The following is a 25,359-nucleotide window of genomic DNA, read 5'->3' on the forward strand; positions in this document are numbered from 1 at the left end:
CCGTTCATGTCAGGTTTCTGATGCAGTTTGTACAGCAGAACGGCGAAGCCTCAGCAGAGCTTGAGGTTGAAGCCGCTTACGTTTCTGCTGCAATTTGCACAGCAGAACGGCGAAAACTCGAGACAGCTTGCGATTCTGATGCGGTTTATGCAGCAGAATGGGTACAAACTAGCTAGTTTGGGAGGTGGGAGGCCGCTTCTGATGCATAAGTGCAGCACAGCTCGGCCGCCCGCCGTTCATGTCAGGTTTCTGATGCAGTTTCTGCAGCAGAACGAACGATGAACTCGGCTCCCCTCCGTTTGTGCTGCAGTCTGGCGAGGGAATTACGTGTCGAGCCAAACCAAAAAGCGAGTGCCCGAAAGCACCCGCCCCACTATAACTAACCCTCAAAATCCGGAGTTCCGTCGTCCCGCCAGCCAAACGCCTTCACATGCGTATGGCGGTTCGGGTCGTTCAGCGGATCCCCTTCCGTCTCCTTGAAATTGCGCGCGTGGAACACGAGAATGTCTTGCTTGCCGTCCTCCGACACGGTAAAGCCGTTATGCCCCGGGCCGTAGCGGGACGCCGCGTCGCTGCTGGCGAATACCGGCACGGGCGACTTCACCCACGATGCCGGATCAAGCAGGTCGGCGTCCTCGTCCGCCGTCAGCATGCCCATACAGTAGTTATGGTCGGTCGCACTGGCCGAGTAGGTCAGGAAGATGCGCCCATTCCGAACAAGAACCGCCGGACCTTCGTTAACGAGGAAGCCGATGCACTCCCAGTCGTATTCCGGCTTGCTCAGGCATACCTGCGTTCCTTCGATGCTCCAAGGGGTGTCCATCTTGGCGATGTACAAATTGGAGTTACCCGGAACGTCCCAGTCCTTCTGAGCCCAGACGAGGTAACGGATTCCCCGGTGCTCGAACGTCGTCGCGTCAAGCGAGAAGGACTCCCAGCTCGTCACGATCTGCCCCTTCTCTGTCCACGTTCCTTCCAGCGGGTCCGCCGAGGCATTCTCGAGGACGAACATCCGATGGTCGAACACTCCGTTAATCGGCTGGTTCGTCCATGCCGCCGCGAAGTAGATGTACCATTTGCCGTCCGCAAAATGGAGCTCCGGCGCCCAGATCAGCTCGCTTAACTTCCCTTCCGCGTGCTTCCTCCACACCGTAACCGGCTCCGCAGACGATATCCCATCCAAAGCAGCCGATTTCCTCAGCTCGATCGCATCATAGTTCGGCACCGTCGCGATAAAGTAATAATATCCGTCCGTATGGCGGTGAATCCAAGGGTCGGCGCGGTTCAGCACCAGCGGCTTTTGATCCAGCTTCGTCGTTTCCATATCCTCTATTCCCCCATTATTTGATACTGAACCGGATCACGTTCCACGAAAAAGGAGCCAATACGGCTTCGGCCCGTCCCCCGTCGACCTTCGCCCCTGCGCCGGCCTGCGGCTTCACCTCGAACGGATTGTCCGACGTGTTGACCGCGTTCAGCCGGTCGTGCTTCATCTCGATATGCTCCTTGAACGAAAAGCCCGGGAAATCGCGGATGTCCAGCTCCAGCAGCGCCGCCTCATCTCCGCGGTTGACGGCAAAAAACGTCAGCTCGCCCGCTTCCTCGTTATAGACGGTAACCGGATCGACGACCGGCACGTCGGTATATTTGGCCGTATCGTATTTCGGCGTATTGACGATGCTTTGCAGCACTTCACCCCGGCCGTATTTGGACACGTGCATGAACGGATAGAAGGTCGGATTGCGCCATGCTTTACCGCCTTTTTCGGTCAGAATCATCGGAATTGTGTTCACAAGCAAGGACTGGCAAGCGATTTGGATCCGGTCCGCATGACGCAGCAGCGTCAGCATCGCCGAGCCGAACACAAGCGCGTCTTCCATATGGAACTTCACCCAGTCGTACGGGCAGCCGATCTGCCAAGGCGTGTACTCCACGTCCGGCTCCCGCCAGACGTTCCACTCGTCAAAGGACAAGTTCATAATTTTATTGCTGCGCTTCACGCCGCGCACATAATCGCAAGCCGCGATCACTTCCTCGATCTGGCGCTCCATCTCCATCGGCATCGCCAGGTACGTCTGCGTGTCGTTCTCCCGCTTGCCGATATAATGGTGCAGGGAAAGCAGATCGGCGTGATCGTAGGTGTACTCCAGCACCGTGCGGTCCCATTCCGGGAACGTGGACATATGCCTTGCCGAGCTGCCGACAGCGACGAGCTCTATGCTCGGATCGACCCATTTCATAACCTTGGCGGTTTCGAGCGCCAATTGGCCGTACTGGGCCGCCGTTTTGCGGGCGATTTGCCATTCCCCGTCCAGCTCGTTGCCGAGGCACCAGGTTTTGATGTTATACGGATCCTTGATGCCGTGCGACTTGCGCAGCTCGCTCCATTTTGTACCGCTCTTGAAGTTGCAGTATTCCAAAATATCCTTCGCCTCTTCAATTCCCCGCGTGCCCAGATTGATCGTCATGATCGGATCCGCGCCGACGACGCCGGTCCACTTCATAAATTCGTCCAAGCCGAACGAGTTCGGTTCGATCTGGCGCCATGCCGGATCGATCCGCACCGGCCGCTGCTCCTTCGGGCCGATGCCGTCCTCCCAATTGTAGCCGGACGTGAAATTCCCCCCCGGGTAACGGACGACGGAGAGCTGCAGCTCCTTGACCAGCTCCAGAACGTCATGCCGGAAGCCCATCTCATCCGCGGTCGGATGACCGGGCTCGTAGATGCCGTTGTAGACAACGCTGCCCATATGCTCAACGAACGAGCCGAACATCCGGTCGCTTACTTTTCCGATTTTAAAATCCTTGCTGACTAAGATCGATGCTTTTTTCATAAATGCCATGCCTCCTGAAAATGTTCGTTGCCGTACGATGAGTGCTGCTTAACCTTTTAAGCCTGACGTTGCGACGCCTTGGACAAAATATTTTTGCGCCATAATGTAAATGACCACGAGCGGAGCCAGCGACAGTGTCGCAGCGGCCAGTGTAGCGCCGTATTCGATCGACCGTTGTCCGACGAACATCGCGAGGCCCGCGGATAACGTCCGCATTTCGGTTGAGCTGGTCAGCATGAGCGGGTAGATCAGGTCGTTCCAGTTGTTCATGAGAAGGAATATGCCGAGCGTAATCATAGCCGGCTTGCATAAGGGCAAAATAATGCTCCAATAAATGCGGAATTCGTTTAAGCCGTCAACCCGGCCCGATTCCTCCAAGTCTTTCGGCAAAGCGACGAAGAAGGACCGCATCATAAAAATACCGAATGCGCTCGCCGCCCGCGGAATAATGAGCCCCCAATACGTATCGAGCATGCCGAGCTTGTACACTTCCACGAAGAGCGGAATCATCAGCACCTGGAAAGGGACCATCATCGTGATCAGAATCAAGGTGAACAGCGTCTTTTTCCCTTTGAAGCGGATTCTCGCGAAGGCGTAGCCTGCCATGGAATCGAAGAACACGGACAGCACCATCACGCCTCCGGCGAAGATGATCGTATTGCGGAAAAACTCAAGCAGCGGAATGCGCTCCCAAACCAGGGTGAAAGAAGAGAACGTATACTGCTCGGAGAAAAAAGTCGGCGGAAACTTGATCAGATCCTGCTCGAACTTAAACGATGATATCAATATCCATAGAAAAGGGTGCAGCACCGCGATTAGCAGCAGCAGCGTAACGGCGAAACCGAGCGCTTTTCCCCCTATTGTCCTTTTTATCAATTCAATCCACCTCCTAATGAGCGTCCGTCGACTCTTTGGACAAGAAGTAACGGTTCATCGACAGCGTCACGACCATGATGACAAGCAGCAGCGCAACGGATATCGCCGAGGCATAACCCAGATCGTATGGAGCCGTCCCGAAGCCTGTGCTGTAAATATAGGTCACCATCGTTTCGGTTTTGTCGAGCGGCCCGCCCTTCGTCGTCACAAAAATCTGATCGAACACCTGGAGGGCGGCGATCGTCGCTGTGATGACGCAGAAGCTCAAGGCTGGAATAATGCTCGGAATCGTAATCCGGAAAAATTGGCTGACCTTGCCCGCGCCGTCCAGCTGAGCCGCTTCGTAATATGACTCCGGGATGTTCTGGATCGCCGCGACCAGAATGATCATCGTATAGCCGAAGCTGCGCCAGACCGTCATCAGAATGATCGAAGGCATGGCAAGGTTCGGATCGCGCAGAAACTCGAGCCTTGGCAGGCCAATTTCCGTAAGAAACTGCGGATACAGCCCCGTCTGCGGATCAAGCAGAAACGACCACATAATGCCGATCGCCGTTAGCGAGCAGACGGAAGGCAGAAATAAGGTGGAGCGGATAAACTTGCGGAACCTCGTGTTCCGGGATACGAATACGGCCGCAATAAGAGAAAAGCCGATCTGCAGCGGTACTTCGATAATGGCGAAAAAACCTGTATTGTACAGCGCATTCCAAAACTTCCCGTCCTTGAACAATCTGACGAAATGCCTTAAGCCGTTAAAGTCCGCGTCCTTCAGGAACACGTCCATCTTGAGCAGGCTGATCCCGAGCGTCGCCGCCAGCGGAATAAGCGTAAAAAACGTAATGATCAGCATCGCCGGCAGGATGAACAAGTAAGCGGCACGCTCCGGCTTGTTGATAAACTTGGTGAAAGCTCTAATTCGGTTTGTCATGTTAACCACCTGTCTCGCCGGCGAGCCGGGCTGCGCCTACCGTTGGCGCAGCCCCGCTTGCCGTAGGATTACTTCTCGGACATTAACAATTCATCGATATCGCCGGATGCCTGCTTCAGCACCTCGGATACGTCCTGCCCGTTCTGAACCGCTTCAATCGCCGTAAAAATCACTTCGTTGTTGATCCGGTCCGCAGTGGTCAGACCCGGCAGAAACGGCTTCGCCGCATCTCCCATGTTCGCCATCGCGGAGATGAGCGGATCCTTCTGCACCTCCGGATCCTCCACGACCGACTTGATGTACGGAGGAAACCCGTTTGCCAAGGACCACTTCTTAACGATTTCAGGAGAGTTCCAGTAGTTAATGAAATCGTATGCCGCCTGCTTCTCTGCATCGGAAGCGCCGCTTGGAACCGCAAAGCCGATGCCGCCGAGCTCCGTAAACTGCGCTGCCGATCCTTTCGGAGGGAGCGCTACGCCGAAGTCGACCGAACCCGTCTTCAGGCCGGACGCCATCCACGGACCGTTAATGTACATGCCGAGCTGTCCGCTCATCATCATTTTCTCGAGATCCGCGCCGGCGGCGCCTTTCGGGCTGACCTTCTTGTTCACGACCAGATCCTGCAGCCACCCGAAGGTCGCCGTATTCTCGGGAGAGTCGAACACCGATTTCTTGGTATCCAAATCGACGACATTGCCGCCGTTGCCGATAATAAACGAAGCGTAGTAGGGCGCCGCGCCGGCTACCGGGACTCCGAAGCCGTACTGGTTTTTCGCCGGGTCGGTCAGCTTCTCCGCGTAGGCCGTCAGCTCTTCCAGCGTTGCAGGCGCCTTCTCCGGGTCGAGGCCCGCATTTTTGAACAGTGTTTTATTCCAGAACAGGTAGAGGCCGTTCATCTGCATCGGAAGCAAATACGGCTTGTCTTCCTTTACTCCCAGCTCAAGCGCGCCGTTCTTAAAATCATCCTTGCTCGCGCCCGTCGCTTCGAAGAAGCCGCTCAAATCCTGGAACGTATCGTTCCGGATGAAAGGAGTCGCCGAGCCGCCGATGATGGCCACAAGGCCCGGCGCGGTATCCGTCGCGATCGCCGGGGGGAGCTTCTGGTTAAGCTGGTCCCACGGCATGACGTCCATTTTGATCTCGACCTTGTCTGCGTTCGCTTTGTTGTAATCGTTCACGATCGTTTTGAGCAGCTCGCCGTCCGGACCGGTGAAGCCGTTCCAGAACGTAAGCGTCACTTTCCCCGCCGCTCCTTCTGCGCCGTCTGCGTTATTTCCATTGGAGCCGTTATCGCCATTGCTGCTGCCGCAAGCGGACATCAGAATCAGAATAAAGGTTAGGAGTACGGATAAAAGGACGCGCGGCTGTTGTTTCCCCCATTTTGCAGTGCTCATCGAACAAATCCCCCTTAGGATTCAAGTGTAAACGGCTATCGCTACGCACGAACCGTTAGCTGCATCTTTACGCAGCTCGGTTCTGTGCCGTCCTTGGCGGCAATAGCTTACGTTTCGCGGTGAGATATAGGCGTCAGTATAGGAGTAATATTTATACTTCCCTATATCTTCAAAAATTGGATGTTCTTATTGAAGTATGCACGTTTGCTGCTTGAACCATCACGATTGCGGCACCACCCCCTTAATTTAAATCGATTTAAATTTTGTTTAAAAAAATGAATTTTAATTTTTTAGCGTTCCGCAGGACTCTCGAACGACCAACGAGGACGACACCATCGTCTGTTTATCTGTAATGTCTTGTCCGGTCAGCATCGCTACGATCCGCTCGGCGGCAAGCCTCCCGATTTCCCTCATCGGCTGATGGATGCTCGTCAGCGCAGGCTCGATCAGCTCGCCCGTCTCGATATTGTCGCAGCCGATAACGGCTACGTCTTGCGGAACGGATAATCCGAGCGCCCGCAGGCCTCTCATGGCGCCGATCGCCATCCGGTCGTTCGCCGCAAATATCGCATCGTAGCGGACCGATTCCTCGTGAAGCTTCTGCACCGCAGCGTCTGCCATCTCTCTGCTGAAATCCGCCTCGACGAGCAGCGCCGGGTCGAATAAAATTTTGTTATCCTGCAAAGCCTGTTTATAACCCTCAACACGGTCGATGCTGACCTGGTAATCTAGCGGTCCGGTGAGGTGGACGATTCTTGTTCTGCCGTTACGAATCAGCTGCTCCGTTGCTTCGTACGCCCCTCCGAAGTCGTCGCGTTGAATGGTCACGATATCGTCGTGATGCCATTTGCCAAGGTAGACGACAGGAAAACCGGACTCGATAATCTTCGGAATGTTGCTGTCTTTAATGGATGCCGGCCATAGAATAATGCCGTCCGCTCTGCGGTTGCGCAATATTTTGTCGTACGCCGCGGCCTCATCGGCCTCCGATGGCGTTGTCGACAGCAGCAGTTGGAAGCTGTTCTGAACGAGCACCTCCGAAATGCCTTCAAGCAATTGCACGAAATAGGGGTGAGTAAAGGCATTATGCGGCGTGTTCGGAAAAATAAGCGCCACCGTCTCCGCTTTCTTCGCGCGCAGGCTGCGGCCGATCTCGTTCGGCACGTATTGAAGGCGCTGTGCGACCTCTTCGACCAGCTTTTTGGTTTTGAAGTTCACGCGCGGATCTCCGGCGAGCGCCAGCGAAGCGGTAGCTGTGGAAACTCCGGCGACTTTGGCGATATCTTTGAGTGTGATGTTTTCTTTTTTCAAATCGGAATCCCTTCTTGCTGCGTTTTTAAATCGATTTAATTCATAATATAATACGCTTTCATTTATTCGTCAAGTACGGAGCCTATTGTAAAAAATAAACAGCCATCATTGGATTGATGGCTGGGCTGCAAAACAACAGCAAATGCTTAATACACGGCACTATGCTTGTTCCTTGTACATACTTTGGAGCGGTCATGGGCTAACGAACCCAAAAACCGTTATTTGTTCGCAATCGAAAGATTTTGATTTCTTACGAACTGAGAAGATCTTAAAGCTCGAAAATCAGTGGATTTTCTGAGATCAATCCTGTAATAACGAGAATAGGGTTCGTTAAGATTGCAAAGCTGACCACATTCATCCATATAGTGACTGTGGCGTTCTTTAGCATGGATATATCGCCTTGCCGCAGTGACTCGTTATTGCAATTGCCGCCGGACTTCCATCGCGGGCGCCGGATCGTTACAGGTCATAAGCGTCGCCCCGCAGCCAAGTGAATAAAGAACCTGCTGCCGGTCGTCGGGGCAGTAGGACCATACCTGCAGCCCCATATCCCGGTAGCGCTTCACCGTCTGCGGTGTGAGCAGCGACATCTCGATGCCGATCGCCCACATTTTCGAATAGGTGCCGCCATCCCCATGCTCGAAGTTCGACATGACTTCTTCCTTGAAGCCCTGTGTCTTGACGCCGTGAACATCATGCAAATGAGCGATAATAGCCGCGTCGAAGCAGGTGAACACGCAGCGGGGCAGGAAGCCGCGCTCCGCAAGGATGCGGACGGCTTGATCCGCCGCTTCCTTCGCATCCTCGCTTCGCTTCACTTCCACGTTCAGCAGCACATGCGGATAGTCCTCGAGCAGCGCGCACAGCTCGGCGAAGGCCGGAATTTTCAAACCCTCGAATTCGGGTCCGAACCAGCCTCCCGCGTCCAGCGTCTTCAGTTCGTCCAGCGTCAGATCGCCGACCTTGCCGGAACCGTTCGTCGTGCGGTCAACCGTCTCGTCATGAATGACCATCAACACCCCGTCCTTCGACAAGCGCAGGTCGAATTCAATCATATCCACGCCGGCCTTGAGCGCTTCCCGGATGGAAAGCAGCGTGTTCTCCGGATAATCCGACTTATAGCCCCGGTGTCCCGCCACGATAACGGACGGATTGTCCTGCAGCCGTTCAATCATATTCCCGTTCCCCTCCTTGTCCTAGTCGGCCAAGCGTAAACGGCTGTCGCCGTCCTATGGCGGCAAAAGCTCGTTTCGCGATGAAAGATAGGACATTAATACGCTCTAGCTTATTAATTCTTATCTTTCAGAATACGTTCCGCTTCCTTCTTGAACGTGTCCAGCGTAGCCTGAATATCCTTGCTGTCGTACATGATCGCTTCGATCGCGGAGAAAAACTCATGCATAACCTCCGGCCAAGCGACGTCCATATTCGTGTCCACGGCGTATTGAAGCTGATCGTACGCTACCTTGCGATTCGGCTCCTTTGCCCATAAATCCTTTATCTCCTGAGATCCCACCATCGACTTCGTGAACGGCAGGTAGCCGGATTCCAGAATGAACGGCAGCGCGCCCTGCGGGTCCGTCTCCATCCAGCGGATGAATTCCCATGCCGCTTCCTTGTTTTTGGACGCTGCGAGCATGGATACGTTCGCGCCGCCCGTCGGATTCGCGAATACTTTATCCTTCGGAAGGAACGCCGTCACGTAATCGAAGTCGACCGCTTCCGCCAACCCGCCGATCGAACCGGTCGATTGGTACACCATCGCAACCTTGCCTTCCTTGAACATGCCATTGACGATATTGCCGGAGTCGGTGGACGGCGGGTAATAAAGCGCGCCTGTTCCCTGGAGCTTTTTCAACTGGCTGAATACTTTCTGGCCGACACCGTTGTCGTAGAAGCCGATCGACGTCTTGTCTTCGTTGAAGAAGGTGCCTTCCGCCTGGCTGATCATCGCGATCGGATACCAGGTGTCATACGGCATCGAGAAGCCGTAGCGCGTATATTCGCCGTTTTCCTTCACGACGAGCGCATTTGCGGCTTTCTCCAGCTCTTCCCAAGTCGTCGGAACGGCAAGCCCCTTCTCATCAAGCAGCGTTTTGTTTACATGCAGAATCGGTGTCGAGCGGTTCAGCGGCAGGGAAACCAATTGATCGTTAAAATACGAGTGACCCATCAGACCCGGCGTAAATTCGTCCTCGCTAATGCCTGATTTCTCCAGATACGGCGTCAAATCCTCCAGCACCTCGGAGTCCGCGAACATCTCGACGTAGGCCCGCTCCAGCATGCTCACATCCGGCGCCGAGCCCGAGGCGACAGCCTGCTGCAGCTTCGTTACCGTCTCGTCGTAGCCGCCTTGGAACGTGCCGACGACCTCGATATTGTCGTGCGACTCGTTGAAGCGCTGGAGCAGCGCGTCGATCCGCTTGCCGTTCTCCCCGCCCATCGAGTGCCAAAATTGCAGCGTAACCTTCTCGGCCGGCGCGTTAGAGGACGCATCCGAATTCACCGCGTTCTCCGCGCCGGCATTGTCTCCGTTCGCACTGCTGCAGGCCGCGAGCAGCCCGGTCATCAGCGTCATTGTCACAAACATCGAAAGCTTCTTTTTCATCTCCAAAACCCTCCGTAAATTCATATGATTTATTTGAAACAGCTTCTGCCGTCAAAGGACGGTATCAGCCGTTGCCCCATTTACTTAATGCCCGAATAGACAAATGCCTTCACGATCTGCTTTGAGCAGAACAGGTATACAAGCAGAATCGGAATGACCAGCACGACGTTGCCCGCCATGATGATATGCCAATTGCTGATGCCTTCCGTCTCCCGCAGCATCGCTATGCCCAGCGTCAGCGGGCGGATCGACTCGGCATCCGTCATGATAAGCGGCCAGAAATAGTCGTTCCAGTGGCTCACGAAGCTGAACAGCGCGATCGTCGCGAGCGCCGGCATGGACATCGGCACCATGATCTTCCGCATGATTCTGAACTCGCCGGCATTGTCCAGCCGGGCCGCCTCGACGATTTCCTCCGGAATCTGCATGAAATATTGGCGAAGGAGGAAGATGCCGAAAGCGTTCGACATAAACGGAATAATCTGCGGCAGCAGCGTCTTCGCGATGCCCCAATCGGCCATCATCAGATAGACGGGAATGAACGTCACCTGGCCCGGAATCATGAACGCCAGCAGCACCAGGCCGAACAGGAGGTTTTTGCCCGGAAACCTGTATTTGGCGAAGGCGTACGCTGCCGGAATCATGACGAGCAGCTGGATCGCGATGATCGCGAGCGTCACGACGGCCGAGTTTTTGAAATAGGTCAGGAACGGCCCCGCGCTCATCGCTTGGGCGAAGTTGATCCACTGCGGCACCGCCGGCATGAGCGTAGGCGGATAAGAGAGCGTCTCGCGGTACGTCTGGAGCGAGGTCGAGATCATCCACAGAAATGGAAATACGAATACGATGAGAATGGCCGTCTTCAATAGATAGCCTAATGTCAGCCCCGTGTAGTGAAATGCCTTGGTCATATCGGCCTCCTTATTGATAGTGAACCCTTCTCGACAGCAGCCGGAAGTAGACGAAGGTGAGCAGCGCGATGATCGCCATCAGCACGACGCCCGTCGCCGACGCGTAGCCGATATTCGTCGTCCTGTTCTCGTAAATGTAGTAAACCAGCGTGTTGGTCGCGTTGTTCGGGCCGCCTCCCGTCATCACCTTCACCGTATCGAACACTTTGAACGAGCCGATCGTCATGATGACGAGGATGAAGAAGAGCTGGGGCGATATCATCGGCAGCGTAATTTTCCAGAACGTCCGCAGCTTGTTCGCGTTGTCCAGCGCCGCCGCTTCATAAATGCTTGGCGATATGCTTTGAAGCGCCGCCACGATGATCAGCACGTAGTAGCCGATGCCCTGCCAGACCGATACGAGAATGACCGACATGAGCGCCGACCTCGAGCTTTGCAGCCATTCGGATGTCGGCAGGCCAAGCGCCTTCAGCACGTAGTTGAGAAAGCCCAGGTTCGGCTCCATCATCCACAGCCATACGAGCGCGATCGATACGATCGACACGACGTGCGGGGTGAAGATGCCGGCTTGCACGAACACGTTGAACTTGCTTTTTTTGCTCAGCCATACCGCGAGAAGCAGCGACAGAAGCAGCGTCAGCACGACGACTCCGGCGGTATAGATGACCGTATTCGAAAGCGACTTATAGAAATCTTCCCGCGAGAAAATTTCGGCGAAATTATCGAAGCCGATAAATTTGCTTTTCGCTTTGTTCATCAGGTTGTAATCGTATAAGCTCAAATAGCCTAAAAACACGACCGGATAGAGGACAAAAAGAAAGATGCCGGCCATCGCGGGCGCAATCATCAGGTAGGGCCGCAGCGTCTCGCCCAGTCTCTGCTTATCCATGGCTTCGTCCCCTCAGCGCCTCTAGGTAATCCCGGTAAGCGCCCTGCTTCTCCTCGATTCTGCGTTCGTCCTCCCCGAAAAAGTGCAGCTTCTCCGCAGCCACGCCGACGAATACCTCTTGGCCGGCGGCGAACAGGTCCTCGCTGCGCTTGACCATGAAATTGCCGCTGTCGCTCCTTACCTGGTAGATCGTCTCCGAGCCCAGCATCTCGCGCGTGGCGATCACGCCTCGAACGGAGAAGGGCTCGTCGCCCTGCACTTCGGACAATACGGCGCTTTCCGGGCGGAAGCCGTATTTGATTCCGCCCGCGCCAAGCTCGCCGATGTTCATCGGAGGCGTGCCGATGAACTGCGCCGTGAACCGGTTACTCGGCCGGCGGTACATCGTGTCCGGCGGGGCCTCCTGCTGGATAACGCCCTTGTTCATGAGCACGATTTTATCGGCCATCGACATCGCCTCCACCTGGTCGTGCGTAACATACACGAAGGTGGTGCCAAGCTTCTTGTGCAGCTCGATCAATTCGATGCGCATCTGCACCCGGAGCTTGGCGTCCAGATTGGACAGAGGCTCGTCCATCAGGAAGACGGACGGCTTCTTCACCATCGCCCTCGCCAATGCAACGCGCTGCCTTTGCCCGCCGGACAGCGTCGACGGCTTGCGGTCCAAATAATCGGAGAGCCCCACCGCCTTGCCGATGCTCTCCACGAGCTCCTCCCGCTCGGCTTTTCCGACCTTGTTGTTGACGAGCCCGAACTCGATGTTTTCCCTGACCGACATCGTCGGATAGATGGCGTAATTTTGGAACACCATAGCCACGCCGCGCTTGCCGGGCGCGATCCGCGTGACGTCCTTGCCGTCTATGAGCACCGAGCCCGACGTCTGGGGATCGAGTCCCGCGATCATGCGGAGCAGCGTCGTTTTGCCGCAGCCGGACGGGCCGACGAGAACCGTGAATTTGCCGTCCTCGATCGTTAAATTCAGATCCTTGATAACCTCTTGCTTATCGAAAGCCTTCGACACGCGCACGAATTCAATGGATGCCATGGATTTCTCCTCCTTCATTGCTGTTTGGCGGGCCGCTACACCGTATGCACCGTTATGCCGGCGCTTCGGAAGGGCAGCAAATCCTCCTCGGCCGCCTCCGTTCCGGTGATCAGCGTATGGATCGCGCTGTTCGGCGCTACCGTGTGCAGCGACAGCTTGCCGATTTTCCGGTCGTCCGTGACGACGATAATTTCCCTCGCCGCCCTGATCATACCCTGCTTCGCCGGCACCAGCTGCGCTTCGGGCTGCATGAGCCCGTGCTGGGGATGCAGGGCGGTCGTGCCGATGAACGCTTTGATGACATGGAGCGATTTCAGCGCATGATCCGTCAGCATGCCGTTCAGCATATAGCTCGACGGATACAGCTCACCTCCCGTCAGGATGACCCTCACCTTCGGCGCGTCGCGCAGCTCCGCCGCCACGTTGATGTCGTTAGTCACAACCGTAATATTGGAGCGGTGCACGAGATTTTTGGCGATATGGAGCGTAGTCGTTCCGGAGTCGATAATAATATGGTCCCCGTCCTCCACCAGACTGGCTGCCTTCCTGCCGATCCGCATTTTCTGATCCAGGTTCTGATCCGACCGTTCGTTGAACGGAGGCTCTTCATTCGTCCATGTCTCGACGATGACGCCGCCGTGCGTTCGTTTCAGGCTCCCCTCCTGCTCGAATTCGGACAGGTCCCGGCGGATCGTCGCCTCATGCACGCCAAATTCCTTGGCCAGCGTATGGATCGACGCCGTATTATGCTGCCTGACGTAATCCAGAATTCGCCGTTTTCTTTCAGCCGGTAGCAATGGCAGCTCCCCCTTTCGCGCAAAAACGCGCAGCCTTTTGCTTATTCATACTAATCCTGCTCGTTTCCGCTCGGATTCGCAGCTGCAGCATTCCGCGCATGGAGCAGCGTATACCGCTCCGGCCTTACGAGATGCGCCTCCCGCAAGCTTCGCGCGAGCAGCTCCGGCTGAACGCCGAGCTCCTCAGTCGACACAGGACCGCCTACCGTACGGAGCAGCTCCCGCAGCTCGTTTTCCCGCGGAACATGCAGAATGGCCTGCTTAATTTCATCCCAATGCGTCGTGACAGCCGGCCTCACTCCGCTCTGCAGGCCGAAATCCTCCGACACGAGCCTGTGATACAGCCTGCTGATCTCGATGCACGCGGCACCGACCTTGGCACCGTGGAGCAGCTGTCTGCGACCGAGGCGGATATACTCCATTTCCCAGTAATGCGACAGATGATGCTCCGCGCCGGACGCCGGATGCGACTGTCCGAACAGCAGCATCGCAAGGCCCGATTCGATCAGCGAGCAGATTAGCGTATGGATGCCTTCCTCCTGTTTCTTCGCAATAAGCCCCGCATGCTTCACGCATTGTGCAAGCGCCGCTCTCGTCACGTCCTCTGCGGCCTTCAGGTAAGGCTCGCCGGCCGTCAAGGCGCCGAATCGCCAGTCGAACAGCGACGTATATTTGCCGAGCATGTCGCCGAATCCGGCGGCAGTCAGCTCCGGAGGAGCTTTGACCAGCACGTCGAGGTCCGCGAAAATCGCATCCGGCCCGATCGAGAGGATCGTCTTTTTCTCCCCGCGGACAATGATCGGCGCGCCTTTCGAATTAAAGCCGTCGACCGAAGGCGCCGTCGGGACCGACAGGAACGGAAGGCCTGCCGTATAAGCGGCATACCGCGCAATGTCATGGATCGTTCCCCCGCCCACCGCGATTACGGCCTGCGCGGAGCTTCTCTGGATATCCAGGATGAGCTGGATGATCGAAGCTTCATCGGCGATGACGTCGCCGGCAGCATTCGGCTTAATCTTCGATAACGAGGAGACGATGCCGCAATGCTCCAGAGAGGCATGCAGCCTCTTTCCGGCCGCCTCGTACGTACGAGCGTCCAACGCAATCACGACGCCGCGGTATCCCTTCCTCTCGAGATAGGATGGAATTTCATCGAGCGCCCCGGCCCGGATGGCGATAAGATCCACCGCGATACGTTTCAGTGCCTGCTCATCCAGCTCTCCGGCGGCTTGCCGGATACGCTCTTCCACCGTCGTCATTTCGCCGCCTCCGTTTCTGCCGCGAACGCGGCCGCCTGCGTGACATCGGCCAGCGACTCCCATATCCAGTCCGGCTGCCACTCGCTGGCCTTCGCCTCCTCCCGCTTCGCGGAGCCCGTTAAGACAAGCGCCGTCCGCATGCCGGCCTGCTTGCCCAGCTGAATATCCGACGCCAGGCTGTCGCCGATGACGAGACAGCTTGAAGGCGGAAGTCCCAAAACGTTCAGCGCGGCCTCCGCCATGACGGCGGAAGGTTTTCCGATGACCACCTCGACCTCCTTGCCCGTCGAAGCCACGATCGCGCCGATCATGCCTGCCACGTCGATCGAGTCTCCCTCGTCGCCGGGGAACGTCTTGTCCGCATTCGTGGCGATGATTCGGGCGCCGCTTCTCACGGCGCGGAACGCTTCGTTCAGCTCCTTATAGGTCAGCGTCTCGTGCAGCGTAATCACGAGCCAATCCGCGGACTCCGGCTTGTCCGCCAGCGTAAGTCCCGCCGCGGCCAGCTCCTCCAACAGCCCGGCGTCGCCGAGCGTCCACACCTGCGAGTGTTTATAGAAAGTGCGCAAATAATTTGCGGTTACGGTCGAGCTGAGCAAAATCTCCTCCTCCAGCACGTCCAGTCCCATGGCGCTCAGCTTGTCCTTGCACATTTTGCGAGATATGTTTCCCCTGTTGCTCAGGAACGCGGTCTTCTTCCCCTGCCGCTTCAGCTCGGCGATAGCCTCGACCGCTCCGGCGATCGGCCGCTTTCCCCTGTACACCGTTCCGTCCAAATCAATAATGAAGCCTTCTATGCTCGATAACGTCACGTTCGTCACAACCCTTTCGACTTGAGCAAAAACAGACACCTACAGGCTCACCCTTGTTCGTTCTTGCTCATTTCTGTTCGTTTTCACTATAAAGAGGCACTGTCATCCGAATGTCATCGTTATCTTGAGATTATGTGAAGGCAGCACAAATAACCCGGCGATTAAATCGTCAGGTTACGGCACAAAAAAGACCGGGTGAAAATCAGGAGCGTTCCCCTCTTCTCACCTGGCCTCTTCCTTTTACGATATACTTGCCAAAAGCTCCTCCAGACGATCCATCGTCTGTTCGGCACCTGGTACGGCATATTCTTTCACCTTATCGAATACTGCGGCAGTTTCTTCAAAAACGGAGCTATACGTGAGCTTGGTCTTACCCTCCGGAGCAGCCTCAAAGATCGCTGTCGCCAGAAAATGGGGAAACACGGCATGCTTGAAGACGATTCGCTCGGGCTTCACGATCTCGACAAAGACGTTGGTGTTGGGAAAATCAACGCCATCTGGACCGTGCATAATAAACTCCCATGTGCCGCCCGGCTTCATCTCAAACTTCTGAAACGTCGACGTAAAGCCTTGAGGTCCCCACCACTTCGACAGGTGCTCCTCGTTCGTCCAAGCCTCAAACACAAGCTGGCGCGGAGCATCAAGTAAGCGGGTAATCACAATTTCGCGATCGCCTGCTTGCGCTGCGCTTTTGTTCGTTGCATCGTTCCGGTTCATGTCCATCCCTCCAAAATGAGTTTGACTTTGACCCCATCATACCAAATATATCAAACATGGATTTCTTTCAGATTGCTCACTTGAGCGAGGCCAGGCCGTTTGAGTCGGGGCCTCCCTCCTGCTATCATAAAAACATCATTTATATTTCAGGAGGGAATAACATGGAAGCTTTTGAAGAATATTTAGCCGGTATTAATAACCCGCAGCATCGGGCCCGAACGGAAGAAGTTTTGGAATGGGTGACAAAGAAATATCCGAATTTAGAACCCAAAATTGCATGGAAACAGCCTATGTTTACCGATCATGGCACCTTTATTATTGGCTTTAGCGTATCCAATCATCACATGGCTGTCGCCCCTGAAAGGGCAGGAATGATTCATTTAGCCGATGAAATTGCACAATCCGGATATGATCACACCAAGGAGCTGGTTCGAATCCGGTGGGATGGTCCGGTTGATTTCTCCTTACTCGAAAAAATGATTGAGTTCAATATAATGGATAAAGCGGACTGTACAACTTTTTGGCGGAAATAAAAAAGATGGACCTTTGAGGCTCAAACTTTCGGTTTGAGGCCTTTCAGGTCCATTTTTCAATCAGGCAACCTTCTTCTCTTCACGCCCTGAGCTTCTCTTATACAGCACCAGCAGCACCATACTTGCCGCGAACGACAGAACGATCAATAAGAACGGCAGAGAAGGATCTAGGCGGTAGGCCCATCCCCCGATAATGCCGGACGGCGATACAACGAGCAGAATCAGTACGGACAGCATGGCAAAAATGCTTGCGCGGTTCTCGTCGTCAATGGCGTTGGCGACTGCGGCTTCCAAATACGGATACGTCATCATCGTGCCTGCCGCGGCGAGAACGGTGCTGACGATCAGCCAGAACATCATGCCGGGGAGCGGAAGAATCAGCAGCAGATTGGACACCAGCGAGATGAAGAAGCCCCACAGCATGACCGCGTGAAGTCTGTTATCGCCTAGCCGGGGCAGCAGCAGCCACATCGAAAGAAGCATAATAATAGAAGTTACAGCCGGAAATATAGATACTAGACCGCTGTCCAGCTTAAGGTCCTCCACGAGAAAAAGCGACAAGTAGGTGCCTTTCATCGTAAGCTGGAACTGGAACAGAATGTAGACGCCGAAAATCATCAGCAGCGGCTTGTTCTCCCCCCTACCGCGGAAAACCCCTTTATATTCCCGCAGCCCGGACATCAAACCTGTACTGCTGGTTTCCGCCATTTTGCGAAGTCCGATCTCCGTCTCGCGGGTGGCAAAATGCCTTCCGACAAATTGAATCGTCATACATACGCAGGCGAGCACATACATGATCCGCATGCCGGGTATCAGGCCGTAGTGTGCGACGAGCAGTCCGCCGAGCGGAGCGAATAAGCCGCCGAGCATGGCGACGAACTGAAGAACCGAGAAGACGAAGGTCCGGTCCTTTGGTTCGGTATCCTCCACAAGCAAACAGTAGAAGGCGGTATGCGGAACCCGCTGAAAACCGTTCACGACGGCCGCAACGATAAAAAACCAAATATTTTGTGATACTGCCCAGAGCAGAGTGCCGACCGTCCAGCTGAGCAAGTCAAAATAAAGCAGCGCCCATTTCCTTCCGAGCCTGTCGGTCAGATAGCCGCTGATGAAGGATGAGAATACCTGCACAAGCAGAGTCAGCGTGGTAACCCAGCCGATGGCCGTCTCGCTCATCCCCATTTCAAACATATAAATCGTGGCATACGTGCTGAACATGCTGTACGGGATTAGAAACAGAGGCTCGTACAGAAGGCAGCCGCGCGCATTTTTGGGAAGCCTGGATAAGCCAAACATTTTTATCCTCCGCGATAAATATTGATATACCTACTCCGCCAAGTATAGTCCATTTGAATCCAGGCGTGTATAACGGAAATTTTTTACAAAATAAGCCCCAATCCCTCATCCAGTCCCAGCATGATGTTCATACATTGTATGACTGCTCCCGAGGAACCCTTCCCGAGGTTGTCCAGTCTGCATGCGACAATCACTTGATCGTCATTCCCTAGGACGAAAATCTCCGCATCATTGGTTCCGTTGCATAGAGTCGGATCGAGATCAGATTGGGAGATTCCTTTGGAAGCATCAAGCGGGATGACTCTTACGAACGCTTCATTTTTGTAATAATCGGTGAGGGCAGCATGAATATCCTGAAGACCAGGCTGTTGATTAAGCAGGCGAGTAACCAAAGGAACCGTCACAACCATACCATTGTAAAAATGGCAAACAGCCGGCAGGAATACAGGCTGGAACTCGAGCTCCGTAAATTTCTTCATCTCAGGCAAATGCTTATGATCCAGATTTAGACTATAGTGCCGCGGGGACGTTAGGCTGTCTTTTTTATCGCTGACACTGCCTGTTTCATATTGTTCGATTAATGCCTTGCCTCCGCCGCTATAACCCGTTAACGAGTGGCAGCAAACCGGATAATCCTGCGGAAGAATTCCCCTTTGGACAAGCGGATGAATCGCAAGTACAAATGCAGTAGCATGACAGCCTGGCACTGACACACGAGCAGCACCCGCTATCTCCTCCCTTTGCAAAGGCGATAATTCCGGCAAGCCGTAGGTCCAAGCATCATCGGTACGAAAAGCCGTACTGCTGTCAATTACCCGGGTGTCAGGATTCGTGATGAGCGTTAGAGCTTCTCGGGCTGCCTGGTCGGGCAGACACAAAAATACGATATCCGCTTCATTCATGACCTGTATTCGGAGCTCGGGGTCCTTCTTATGCTCCTCCGAAATGGATAGAAGCTCCACATCGTTTCGCTGCTTAAGTCTTTCATGTATTTTGAGTCCCGTCGTCCCGTACTGGCCGTCTACAAATACTTTCATAGCATTTACCTCCGTATGCATAATGAATAATTATACGTATTTAGGTATTTTTATGCAATATATTCTTCTAATAAAAAGGCTCTGTTATTTCCTAATGTTGATAATTGAATGTTCCGAACTAATATTGGCATAATAGTCTGTCCACATTGCGAAAGCCATTTTGTTGTACGATTTGGAAAATATGTTATTAAATCGCGTGCTGGAGAGGTGAAACGGCAGCGTTACCGCTGCAAAGCCTGCCATCAAACCTTCAACGACCTCACTAATACGCCTCTTCAACGCACCAGAAGACCTCATCTTTGGGTTCGATTCATCGAATGTATGATTGAGAGTTTTTCACTACGAAAATGTGCCGAACAATTGGGTGAAGAAGTGACTTATGTAACCTTGTTTTACTGGCGGCATAAGATTCTTTCGGCTCTGAAGCAAATCCCTACCGAATCGTTCCAAGGTATCGTTGAAATGGACGAGACCTATTTCTTGTACAACTGGATGAAGCGATTGGCGGTCATTTATCTGATTCAAACGTGCTTTGTACTGATTCATGGCGGGCATTCAGTTCCTATGCTAGTTCAAAAGGTTTAGACCATTACCGCTTCAAGTCCGACGGGAAACAGCGTGTAAAAGGTGTTTACCACATTCAGAACGTGAACAGCTACCGTTTTAATGGCGTTGCAACGAAGTATCTCCAACATTATCTTGCATGGTTTCGCTACTTAGACAGCAAGGAATATGAGAACACTACGTCGAATAAGAAAATAATGTTGGTCGCCTCGTGCTTGTTTACTGTAAATGAGACAAACAATAATCTTCGACTAATGGCTCCTTCTTGCTGAACTAACAAAGCAGGCTAGTTGTATAAAGGCGTTCAATAACCATTTAGATAATATTCAACTAAATGGTTTTTTTGTTTGATTTTTTTGTACGACCGTACTAAAATAAGAACATGAATAAAAAAAATAAACCAACTAACCAAAAAGAGATGTCATTCATTGAAAAAGCCCGTAGAGCTCAAATCGTGGAATGTGCGATTGAAACAATCGCAGAAGTAGGTTACTCTCAAGCCTCTTTAGGACAAATTGCAAAACGCGCAAAAATCAGTAAGGGGGTTATCTCTTATCACTTTGCAAATAAAGAGGAATTATTGGAGCAAATAACGATCGAATACTATATAGCTTGGCAATTATACATTGCTCCACGAATAGAAGCTCAAAAATCTCCTAAAGAGATGCTTCGAGTGTATATTGAATCCAATCTTGCATTTGTAGCTGAAAATCGGCAGCATGTTTTCGCTGTTATAGAATTGGTTTCTAAAACGATAACTGCTGATGGGAAACTTCAGTTTGCAGCAGACCATGATAAAGCTATTTTACTTCCAATTGAAAATATTCTCGTCCTTGGGATGCAAGAAGGAGTTTTCCGGGAATTTACCAAACCATCGGCAAGGGTGATGGCGTTAACAATAAGAAATGCCATTGATGGGTTCACCATGGAATTAATGAGAAAGCCTCATTTAGATGTTCAGGAATATATGAGAGAACTGGTTACAATCTTCGATATATCAACTAGAAAGCAAGGTGTTGTCACTTTGGAGGGATAACAATGTTTTACTATGATGTACGTTGTTTTAGTTGTAAAAAAACATTCAGAGCATACGAAGGTTCGCTAAAATATAAGCAAGCAAAGGAAAGAAAGGATAAGTATTTTTGTTGCGAAGAGTGCGCTGATAAAATACGCATTGAAGCTATATTGAGTTTTATGAACAGGATAAATCGTAATTTTTGATTTTCTCAACGATTATCGGGTAACGATAGCTTTTTAAACCGCCTTTTCACCAAGGTGGTTTTCTTATGGTCAAATATCAGCATTACAATTTAAAATAGCCAATAAAAAAAAGCAACCGATCACTGACCGGCCGCCGTAATATCATTATCGCTATCCCTACCCGTTAACACCTTACATATTTCCGTTTGAAGCCAAGCTGCGCTTTATCTACTGCCTTTTGAATCGTTTCGGAAGCGTTCAAAAACTTGCTTTTTGCCTTGTCCCGATTAACTTCGACCAGCCCTACCGCCTTTGCGGTCTCGACCGCCTTAGCATGGAGAGGCAAATAGGATACCCCTACGGTGTAAATAAACATATTCATCGCGTATTTCGTTCGTTCCGGAGAATCGTGAATCGTTTTTTCCACCAAATCCAGCATATTGGCAAGCTTGCTTTCGGAAAATTCGCTGTCCGGCCGATTACCGAGCAGCCAGCAGTAACAACTCCAGCCCGCCGACATTCTGAGCTCTTCTCCGCTTGCGATCCATTTATCAGAAACTTGTTGTGCAATGTCCGTCTCCGCCAAGGTTACGGCCACTACATAATCGGAAATCATATAAAAATAAGCCGCATCGATCCAGCGCTCAAAATCCGCTTCCGTCATGGCTTTCGGGTCTGCAATGACGCCGGCAAAATACATCGCGTCATAATTGCCCGTGTCAAAAAGCTGATCGGCCAAAGCTTGATTGTTTTTGATCTTCTTGGCTATGGGCTTCATGGCGCCTGTTGCCACCCCAAACAGCGGCTCATGCGCGCCGTTCGATACGTAAATTTTTTTCGTACGTTCCTTGCCGAGAGCTTCAAGCTCCTGCATAACCGTATCGAAATTCATGGTTTAACACTCCTTAAAGTTATTTTTTAGGTTCAATGTTTTCGTCATGATAAAATCGGTTTGTTCTTCATCACCCATATAGAAGGAGTGCGCTCCTGTTTGCACAAAATCCAATTTGTTATAAAAGGTAATTGCGCCCTCATTTTTTTCCCAAACCCCTAGCCAGATTTTTTCTTTATTCCGTTCTTTTGCGATTTCTATCGCTTTATTAATTAGATATTTACCGAGCCCCTGTTTATGGTAGTTTTTCTTTATATAAATTCTCTCGATTTCAAGCGAGTTATTGCCCATTTTTTCAGATTGAGCCTCATCGATGTTCACCTTTAAATACCCGGCAAGCTCCTGATTAGCATAAATAAAATAAAATTCCGAGGACATATTTAATAACTCTTTTTCTAATTGTTTTAAGTGAAAGGCTCGTTCCAAATAGGCTTTCATGTTTTCAGGTGAATTTTGCTTGTTAAATGTCTCCTTAAATGTTTCAACACTAATTTCTTGAAGGAGGCTCAGATTCTCCACCGTGCACTTTTTAATAGTTATCGTCATTCTAGTTGTCCTCCTTTCCATCGTTAATAGTTTCTAGTGTTCCCCTTTTTTACAAGCTCCCAGTCTTTCTCTACATTTTTTCTGACTCTTTGCAGCAGATTAAAAATGGTTTCTACTTCACTTTCGGAGAATCCGGATAATGCTGCGCTATTGGAATAATCGTTTTCTCCTTTTATAAAAGGGTAAACCGTCTTCCCTTTCTCTGTAGGAAACAGTTTTTTAATTTTTTTGTTATAGGGATCATCATTTTTTTCGATAAATCCATTACTCTCAAGCTTCTGTATCGCGCGGGCGGCTGTCGTTCGATCTACTTTTATCATCTCAGCTAACTTTTCTTGAATGATTCCCGGATTTTCACATATTCGAACGAGGTACAGGTACTGCCCTTTGGTAAGGTCATATTTTTTGAATTCTATATTGCTTATGGAATCCAATGCCCTGGCAATCATTCCAACTTCACGCAAAACTTCCTTCATCTTTGCATCTCCACTACCTCATGAATTTTTTAAACTGCGGTAAAAAAATAGTACCTCGTTTTTGTTGTAATTGCAACAAAAAGAACCATGTAAGACGTGGTTCTTTTGCTTCTTTCTTAGTTTCCTTGCGACATAATAAACGGCTATTCCAAGTAACATGAATGCCGGTATTTCAACCAACCACATCGGGCCCGAATGAACTCCAAAACTAACTTGCTGCTGCAGATGATCTACTGATTCATACGACTCGACAACATCAGGGAAAACATATTTTTGTATGATCCTTCCAAATGGCGAGAGCCGGATGAATCACCTTCAAAAATGAAGCTTCCCTACATTCAAAATCAATCTCGATCCCATCTTCCCTGCGTACAGCAACAGAAATGATTTCGCCATTGATCGGACGGAAGGTATAGTAATGATAATCCTCATCCATTACTCTTTCACCGTGAACAGGTACGGCAAAAGACAAAGGCGGATGTGAAAATCCTTTTCCAACCGCTTTCATCACGGCTTCCTTGCGTGTCCAAACTCTGTAAAAAGCCTCGACCTTCTCTGCAAAAGTGTTCTCCGCTTCAATAAGCATTTGCTCCTGAGGCACAAAAACGACCGGCATAATATCCAGAGGATTTTGGGTTATCCCTTCAACATCAATGCCTGCCTCGTCAAATGATGAAACCACACAGGCAACAACTCTTTTGGAGTGGGATAAGTTAAAAAATATCGGATCTATGCCCATTTCTTGGACGAGCTTCGAATGTAAATATAATTTCCCGAACGGATTTTTCTCGAAGGTTACTCTCTCCGGTTGAATTCCCAGCCTTTGCCCTAATAGCTTTTTTAATAACAACCTTCCGGTGTAAAACTCAATTTTCTTCTGGTCAACCAGATACCGTTCATAGGTCGTTCTTTCTTCTTTATCTAACAGATCTAAATCATTTATCCATTCCGATAAGCAGATCTCCTCGGGAATTTGTACCCAGTATACGTTCAGCGTTGACTTCACTTTCATTTATTCACTTCCACGCCCAATGGAGTCCCGCATATTTCTTTCCCTTGTACCGCTTGCTTCTGTTGTTGTTCCAGCTCTTTTGTAATGATCATAAACGGGATATGTACGACAATTTTCAGCAGCATACCGATCCCAAAGAAAATAACCGCATACAATAAGGAATCCAAGCTAAATAAATAACCGAAAATCAGAAATCCAATCAATCGTGCGATCCCGTTTAACAGCATCATTCCCGCCCCATATCGGCCAAACAATTCTTTTGGAACCACCGTTTGGTAAAAGGTCGCAAAAAAGACCAGATAAAAACTGAATGCCAGGAAAAGCAGGAAACTGATCAGGCCAAAAAATAACACAGGATAATAATCGTTTTCTTTTAATAGCTGCAGGAAATCCGGATTGCCTAAAAATAATAACGGAATGACGGGCACACACATGCCCAGGATCCCGATTCCGATATTGTTGGCTACTCCAAATTTTTTCATGGGAGGCACAGTGAAGATCGCAAGGATCGCTCCAAGCGTAGAAATACTTTCAACGATACCGTAATCGGTTTCCTTGCCGCCAAGTACCGTTACAATGATATAAGGAAAGCCCAATAAGATAAACGGATACATAAAAAAGTGAGTCAAAAAAGCATTAGAAACGATCGAAGTTAATCGTTTGTCTATAAAAAAAACTTTAAATCCGTCCCACATATCTCTAAACAAATGGAGCTGTCTGGCGATCACATTCTCCGCTTTTGGGATGACCATATAGAAGATGGCTAGTGCGGAGATCAAAAAAGTAAATCCGTTCACCAATAAAACAGGTCCTATTCCTGCCAAGCTGTACAGCAGGGTTCCAAGAAAAGGGGCAAGGATTTTCATGGTTTCATTAATCGATTTTTCAAATGAATTGGCGGAAACGAGATGCTCTTCTTTTACTACGCTAGGGAGCAGAGAGATAAATACAGGCCCATAAAAGATTTCGCAAGCGGACATAAATAAGACAGCGAAATAGATCAAAGGCATCGTGATCGTCTCAAATAAACTAAAGACAAACAAACTAATACAAAGCATCCCCCGCAATCCATCCAGTAAAATCATCCACTTTTTTTTGTCAAACCGGTCCGCCAATACTCCGGCGACTGGCCCGGCGATGAGATAGGGAACCATCCCTAGTGCCAAGACGGTCGCAAATTTTCCCGCTGATCCTGTCAGGTTCAAAACATACAGGGCGAATGCTGCATTCAAAAAGAAGGTACCGAATAAAGATGTCGCTTCCGAAATGATTAATAAGGCAAAGCTGCGTTGTTTAAATAATGAGAAATTCATCTTTTTTATCTCCCGCCTTCTATAAAAACAAGCTGACTAGACGAGCTCTTCACTTCCTGCCCATCCTGCTGACCGGGCAATCCATGAAGAGCTGTCTTCGTCCTTATTG

At 51.4% G+C, this 25,359-nt stretch carries 24 protein-coding genes and 1 pseudogene; 3 read left to right on the plus strand and 22 right to left on the minus strand.

Features of this window, described 5'->3' with window-relative positions:
• Nucleotides 1-379: 379 nt before the first annotated feature.
• From KP806_RS18065 to KP806_RS18135, 15 genes are all read right to left on the minus strand, one after another.
• Complete coding sequence (locus KP806_RS18065; protein WP_224725131.1) at nucleotides 380-1,324, minus strand: glycoside hydrolase family 43 protein; 945 nt, start codon at nucleotides 1,322-1,324, stop codon at nucleotides 380-382.
• Nucleotides 1,325-1,340: 16 nt separating this feature from the next.
• Nucleotides 1,341-2,834, minus strand: a complete 1,494-nt coding sequence (gene arfA, locus KP806_RS18070; protein ID WP_224725132.1) for an arabinosylfuranosidase ArfA — start codon at nucleotides 2,832-2,834, stop codon at nucleotides 1,341-1,343.
• Nucleotides 2,835-2,882: 48 nt separating this feature from the next.
• Nucleotides 2,883-3,710 carry a carbohydrate ABC transporter permease gene (locus tag KP806_RS18075; protein WP_224725133.1) on the minus strand — a complete coding sequence of 276 codons (828 nt, stop codon included), beginning with the start codon at nucleotides 3,708-3,710 and terminating at the stop codon, nucleotides 2,883-2,885.
• A 13-nt stretch (nucleotides 3,711-3,723) separates the two neighbouring features.
• Nucleotides 3,724-4,638, minus strand: coding sequence for a carbohydrate ABC transporter permease (locus KP806_RS18080; protein WP_224725134.1), 915 nt, complete (start codon nucleotides 4,636-4,638; stop codon nucleotides 3,724-3,726).
• A 68-nt stretch (nucleotides 4,639-4,706) separates the two neighbouring features.
• On the minus strand, nucleotides 4,707-6,032 hold the full coding sequence (locus tag KP806_RS18085) for an ABC transporter substrate-binding protein (protein ID WP_224725135.1): 1,326 nt from the start codon (nucleotides 6,030-6,032) through the stop codon (nucleotides 4,707-4,709).
• A gap of 282 nt (nucleotides 6,033-6,314) precedes the next feature.
• Nucleotides 6,315-7,343, minus strand: a complete 1,029-nt coding sequence (locus KP806_RS18090; protein ID WP_224725136.1) for a LacI family DNA-binding transcriptional regulator — start codon at nucleotides 7,341-7,343, stop codon at nucleotides 6,315-6,317.
• 416 nt (nucleotides 7,344-7,759) lie between these two features.
• Nucleotides 7,760-8,518, minus strand: coding sequence for a glycerophosphodiester phosphodiesterase family protein (locus tag KP806_RS18095; protein WP_224725137.1), 759 nt, complete (start codon nucleotides 8,516-8,518; stop codon nucleotides 7,760-7,762).
• A 113-nt stretch (nucleotides 8,519-8,631) separates the two neighbouring features.
• Entirely contained in the window at nucleotides 8,632-9,951 is a 1,320-nt protein-coding gene (locus KP806_RS18100; RefSeq protein WP_224725138.1) for an ABC transporter substrate-binding protein, read from the minus strand.
• An 80-nt stretch (nucleotides 9,952-10,031) separates the two neighbouring features.
• A complete protein-coding gene (locus tag KP806_RS18105) occupies nucleotides 10,032-10,862 on the minus strand; it encodes a carbohydrate ABC transporter permease (RefSeq protein ID WP_224725139.1) in 831 nt (276 codons plus the stop codon).
• 10 nt (nucleotides 10,863-10,872) lie between these two features.
• Nucleotides 10,873-11,751, minus strand: a complete 879-nt coding sequence (locus tag KP806_RS18110; protein ID WP_224725140.1) for a carbohydrate ABC transporter permease — start codon at nucleotides 11,749-11,751, stop codon at nucleotides 10,873-10,875.
• The gene (locus KP806_RS18115; protein WP_224725141.1) at nucleotides 11,744-12,796 is read right to left on the minus strand and encodes an ABC transporter ATP-binding protein; all 1,053 of its coding nucleotides are present in this window, start codon (nucleotides 12,794-12,796) and stop codon (nucleotides 11,744-11,746) included. The genes KP806_RS18110 and KP806_RS18115 overlap by 8 nt, the downstream gene beginning before the upstream one ends.
• A gap of 35 nt (nucleotides 12,797-12,831) precedes the next feature.
• The gene (locus tag KP806_RS18120; protein WP_224725142.1) at nucleotides 12,832-13,593 is read right to left on the minus strand and encodes a DeoR/GlpR family DNA-binding transcription regulator; all 762 of its coding nucleotides are present in this window, start codon (nucleotides 13,591-13,593) and stop codon (nucleotides 12,832-12,834) included.
• 50 nt (nucleotides 13,594-13,643) lie between these two features.
• The gene (locus tag KP806_RS18125) at nucleotides 13,644-14,852 is read right to left on the minus strand and encodes a sn-glycerol-1-phosphate dehydrogenase (RefSeq protein ID WP_224725143.1); all 1,209 of its coding nucleotides are present in this window, start codon (nucleotides 14,850-14,852) and stop codon (nucleotides 13,644-13,646) included.
• Nucleotides 14,849-15,703, minus strand: coding sequence for an HAD-IIA family hydrolase (locus KP806_RS18130; RefSeq protein WP_318153687.1), 855 nt, complete (start codon nucleotides 15,701-15,703; stop codon nucleotides 14,849-14,851). Before KP806_RS18130 ends, KP806_RS18125 begins: the two co-directional genes overlap by 4 nt.
• A 201-nt stretch (nucleotides 15,704-15,904) precedes the next feature.
• A complete protein-coding gene (locus tag KP806_RS18135) occupies nucleotides 15,905-16,381 on the minus strand; it encodes an SRPBCC family protein (protein ID WP_224725144.1) in 477 nt (158 codons plus the stop codon).
• Between the two features lie 161 nt (nucleotides 16,382-16,542).
• Between KP806_RS18135 and KP806_RS18140 the strand changes: the two genes are divergently transcribed.
• On the plus strand, nucleotides 16,543-16,914 hold the full coding sequence (locus KP806_RS18140; protein WP_224725145.1) for an iron chaperone: 372 nt from the start codon (nucleotides 16,543-16,545) through the stop codon (nucleotides 16,912-16,914).
• A gap of 60 nt (nucleotides 16,915-16,974) precedes the next feature.
• Here the strand turns inward: KP806_RS18140 and KP806_RS18145 are convergent, their stop codons facing one another.
• Nucleotides 16,975-18,210 carry an MFS transporter gene (locus KP806_RS18145; RefSeq protein ID WP_224725146.1) on the minus strand — a complete coding sequence of 412 codons (1,236 nt, stop codon included), beginning with the start codon at nucleotides 18,208-18,210 and terminating at the stop codon, nucleotides 16,975-16,977.
• Between the two features lie 83 nt (nucleotides 18,211-18,293).
• Nucleotides 18,294-19,247 carry an N-acetyl-gamma-glutamyl-phosphate reductase gene (gene argC / locus KP806_RS18150; protein WP_224725147.1) on the minus strand — a complete coding sequence of 318 codons (954 nt, stop codon included), beginning with the start codon at nucleotides 19,245-19,247 and terminating at the stop codon, nucleotides 18,294-18,296.
• Between the two features lie 138 nt (nucleotides 19,248-19,385).
• Here argC and KP806_RS18155 point away from each other — a divergent pair.
• A pseudogene (locus KP806_RS18155) lies at nucleotides 19,386-20,083 on the plus strand (IS1/IS1595 family N-terminal zinc-binding domain-containing protein); the annotation flags it as partial.
• 110 nt (nucleotides 20,084-20,193) lie between these two features.
• Entirely contained in the window at nucleotides 20,194-20,847 is a 654-nt protein-coding gene (locus tag KP806_RS18160; RefSeq protein WP_224725148.1) for a TetR/AcrR family transcriptional regulator, read from the plus strand.
• Between the two features lie 348 nt (nucleotides 20,848-21,195).
• Here the strand turns inward: KP806_RS18160 and KP806_RS18170 are convergent, their stop codons facing one another.
• The 5 genes from KP806_RS18170 to KP806_RS18190 form a co-directional block, all read right to left on the minus strand.
• Entirely contained in the window at nucleotides 21,196-21,903 is a 708-nt protein-coding gene (locus KP806_RS18170; RefSeq protein WP_224725149.1) for a DNA alkylation repair protein, read from the minus strand.
• Nucleotides 21,904-21,906: 3 nt separating this feature from the next.
• Nucleotides 21,907-22,449: a GNAT family N-acetyltransferase gene (locus tag KP806_RS18175; protein WP_224725150.1), complete on the minus strand. Its 543-nt coding sequence runs from the start codon at nucleotides 22,447-22,449 to the stop codon at nucleotides 21,907-21,909.
• Nucleotides 22,450-22,472: 23 nt separating this feature from the next.
• Nucleotides 22,473-22,925: a MarR family winged helix-turn-helix transcriptional regulator gene (locus tag KP806_RS18180; protein ID WP_224725151.1), complete on the minus strand. Its 453-nt coding sequence runs from the start codon at nucleotides 22,923-22,925 to the stop codon at nucleotides 22,473-22,475.
• Between the two features lie 256 nt (nucleotides 22,926-23,181).
• The gene (locus KP806_RS18185; RefSeq protein WP_224725152.1) at nucleotides 23,182-23,937 is read right to left on the minus strand and encodes a 4'-phosphopantetheinyl transferase family protein; all 756 of its coding nucleotides are present in this window, start codon (nucleotides 23,935-23,937) and stop codon (nucleotides 23,182-23,184) included.
• Nucleotides 23,934-25,250 carry an MFS transporter gene (locus KP806_RS18190; protein ID WP_224725153.1) on the minus strand — a complete coding sequence of 439 codons (1,317 nt, stop codon included), beginning with the start codon at nucleotides 25,248-25,250 and terminating at the stop codon, nucleotides 23,934-23,936. The genes KP806_RS18185 and KP806_RS18190 overlap by 4 nt, the downstream gene beginning before the upstream one ends.
• Nucleotides 25,251-25,359 lie beyond the last annotated feature (109 nt).

It is taken from the genome of Paenibacillus vietnamensis (assembly GCF_020169515.1).
Lineage (GTDB): Bacteria > Bacillota > Bacilli > Paenibacillales > Paenibacillaceae > Pristimantibacillus > Pristimantibacillus vietnamensis.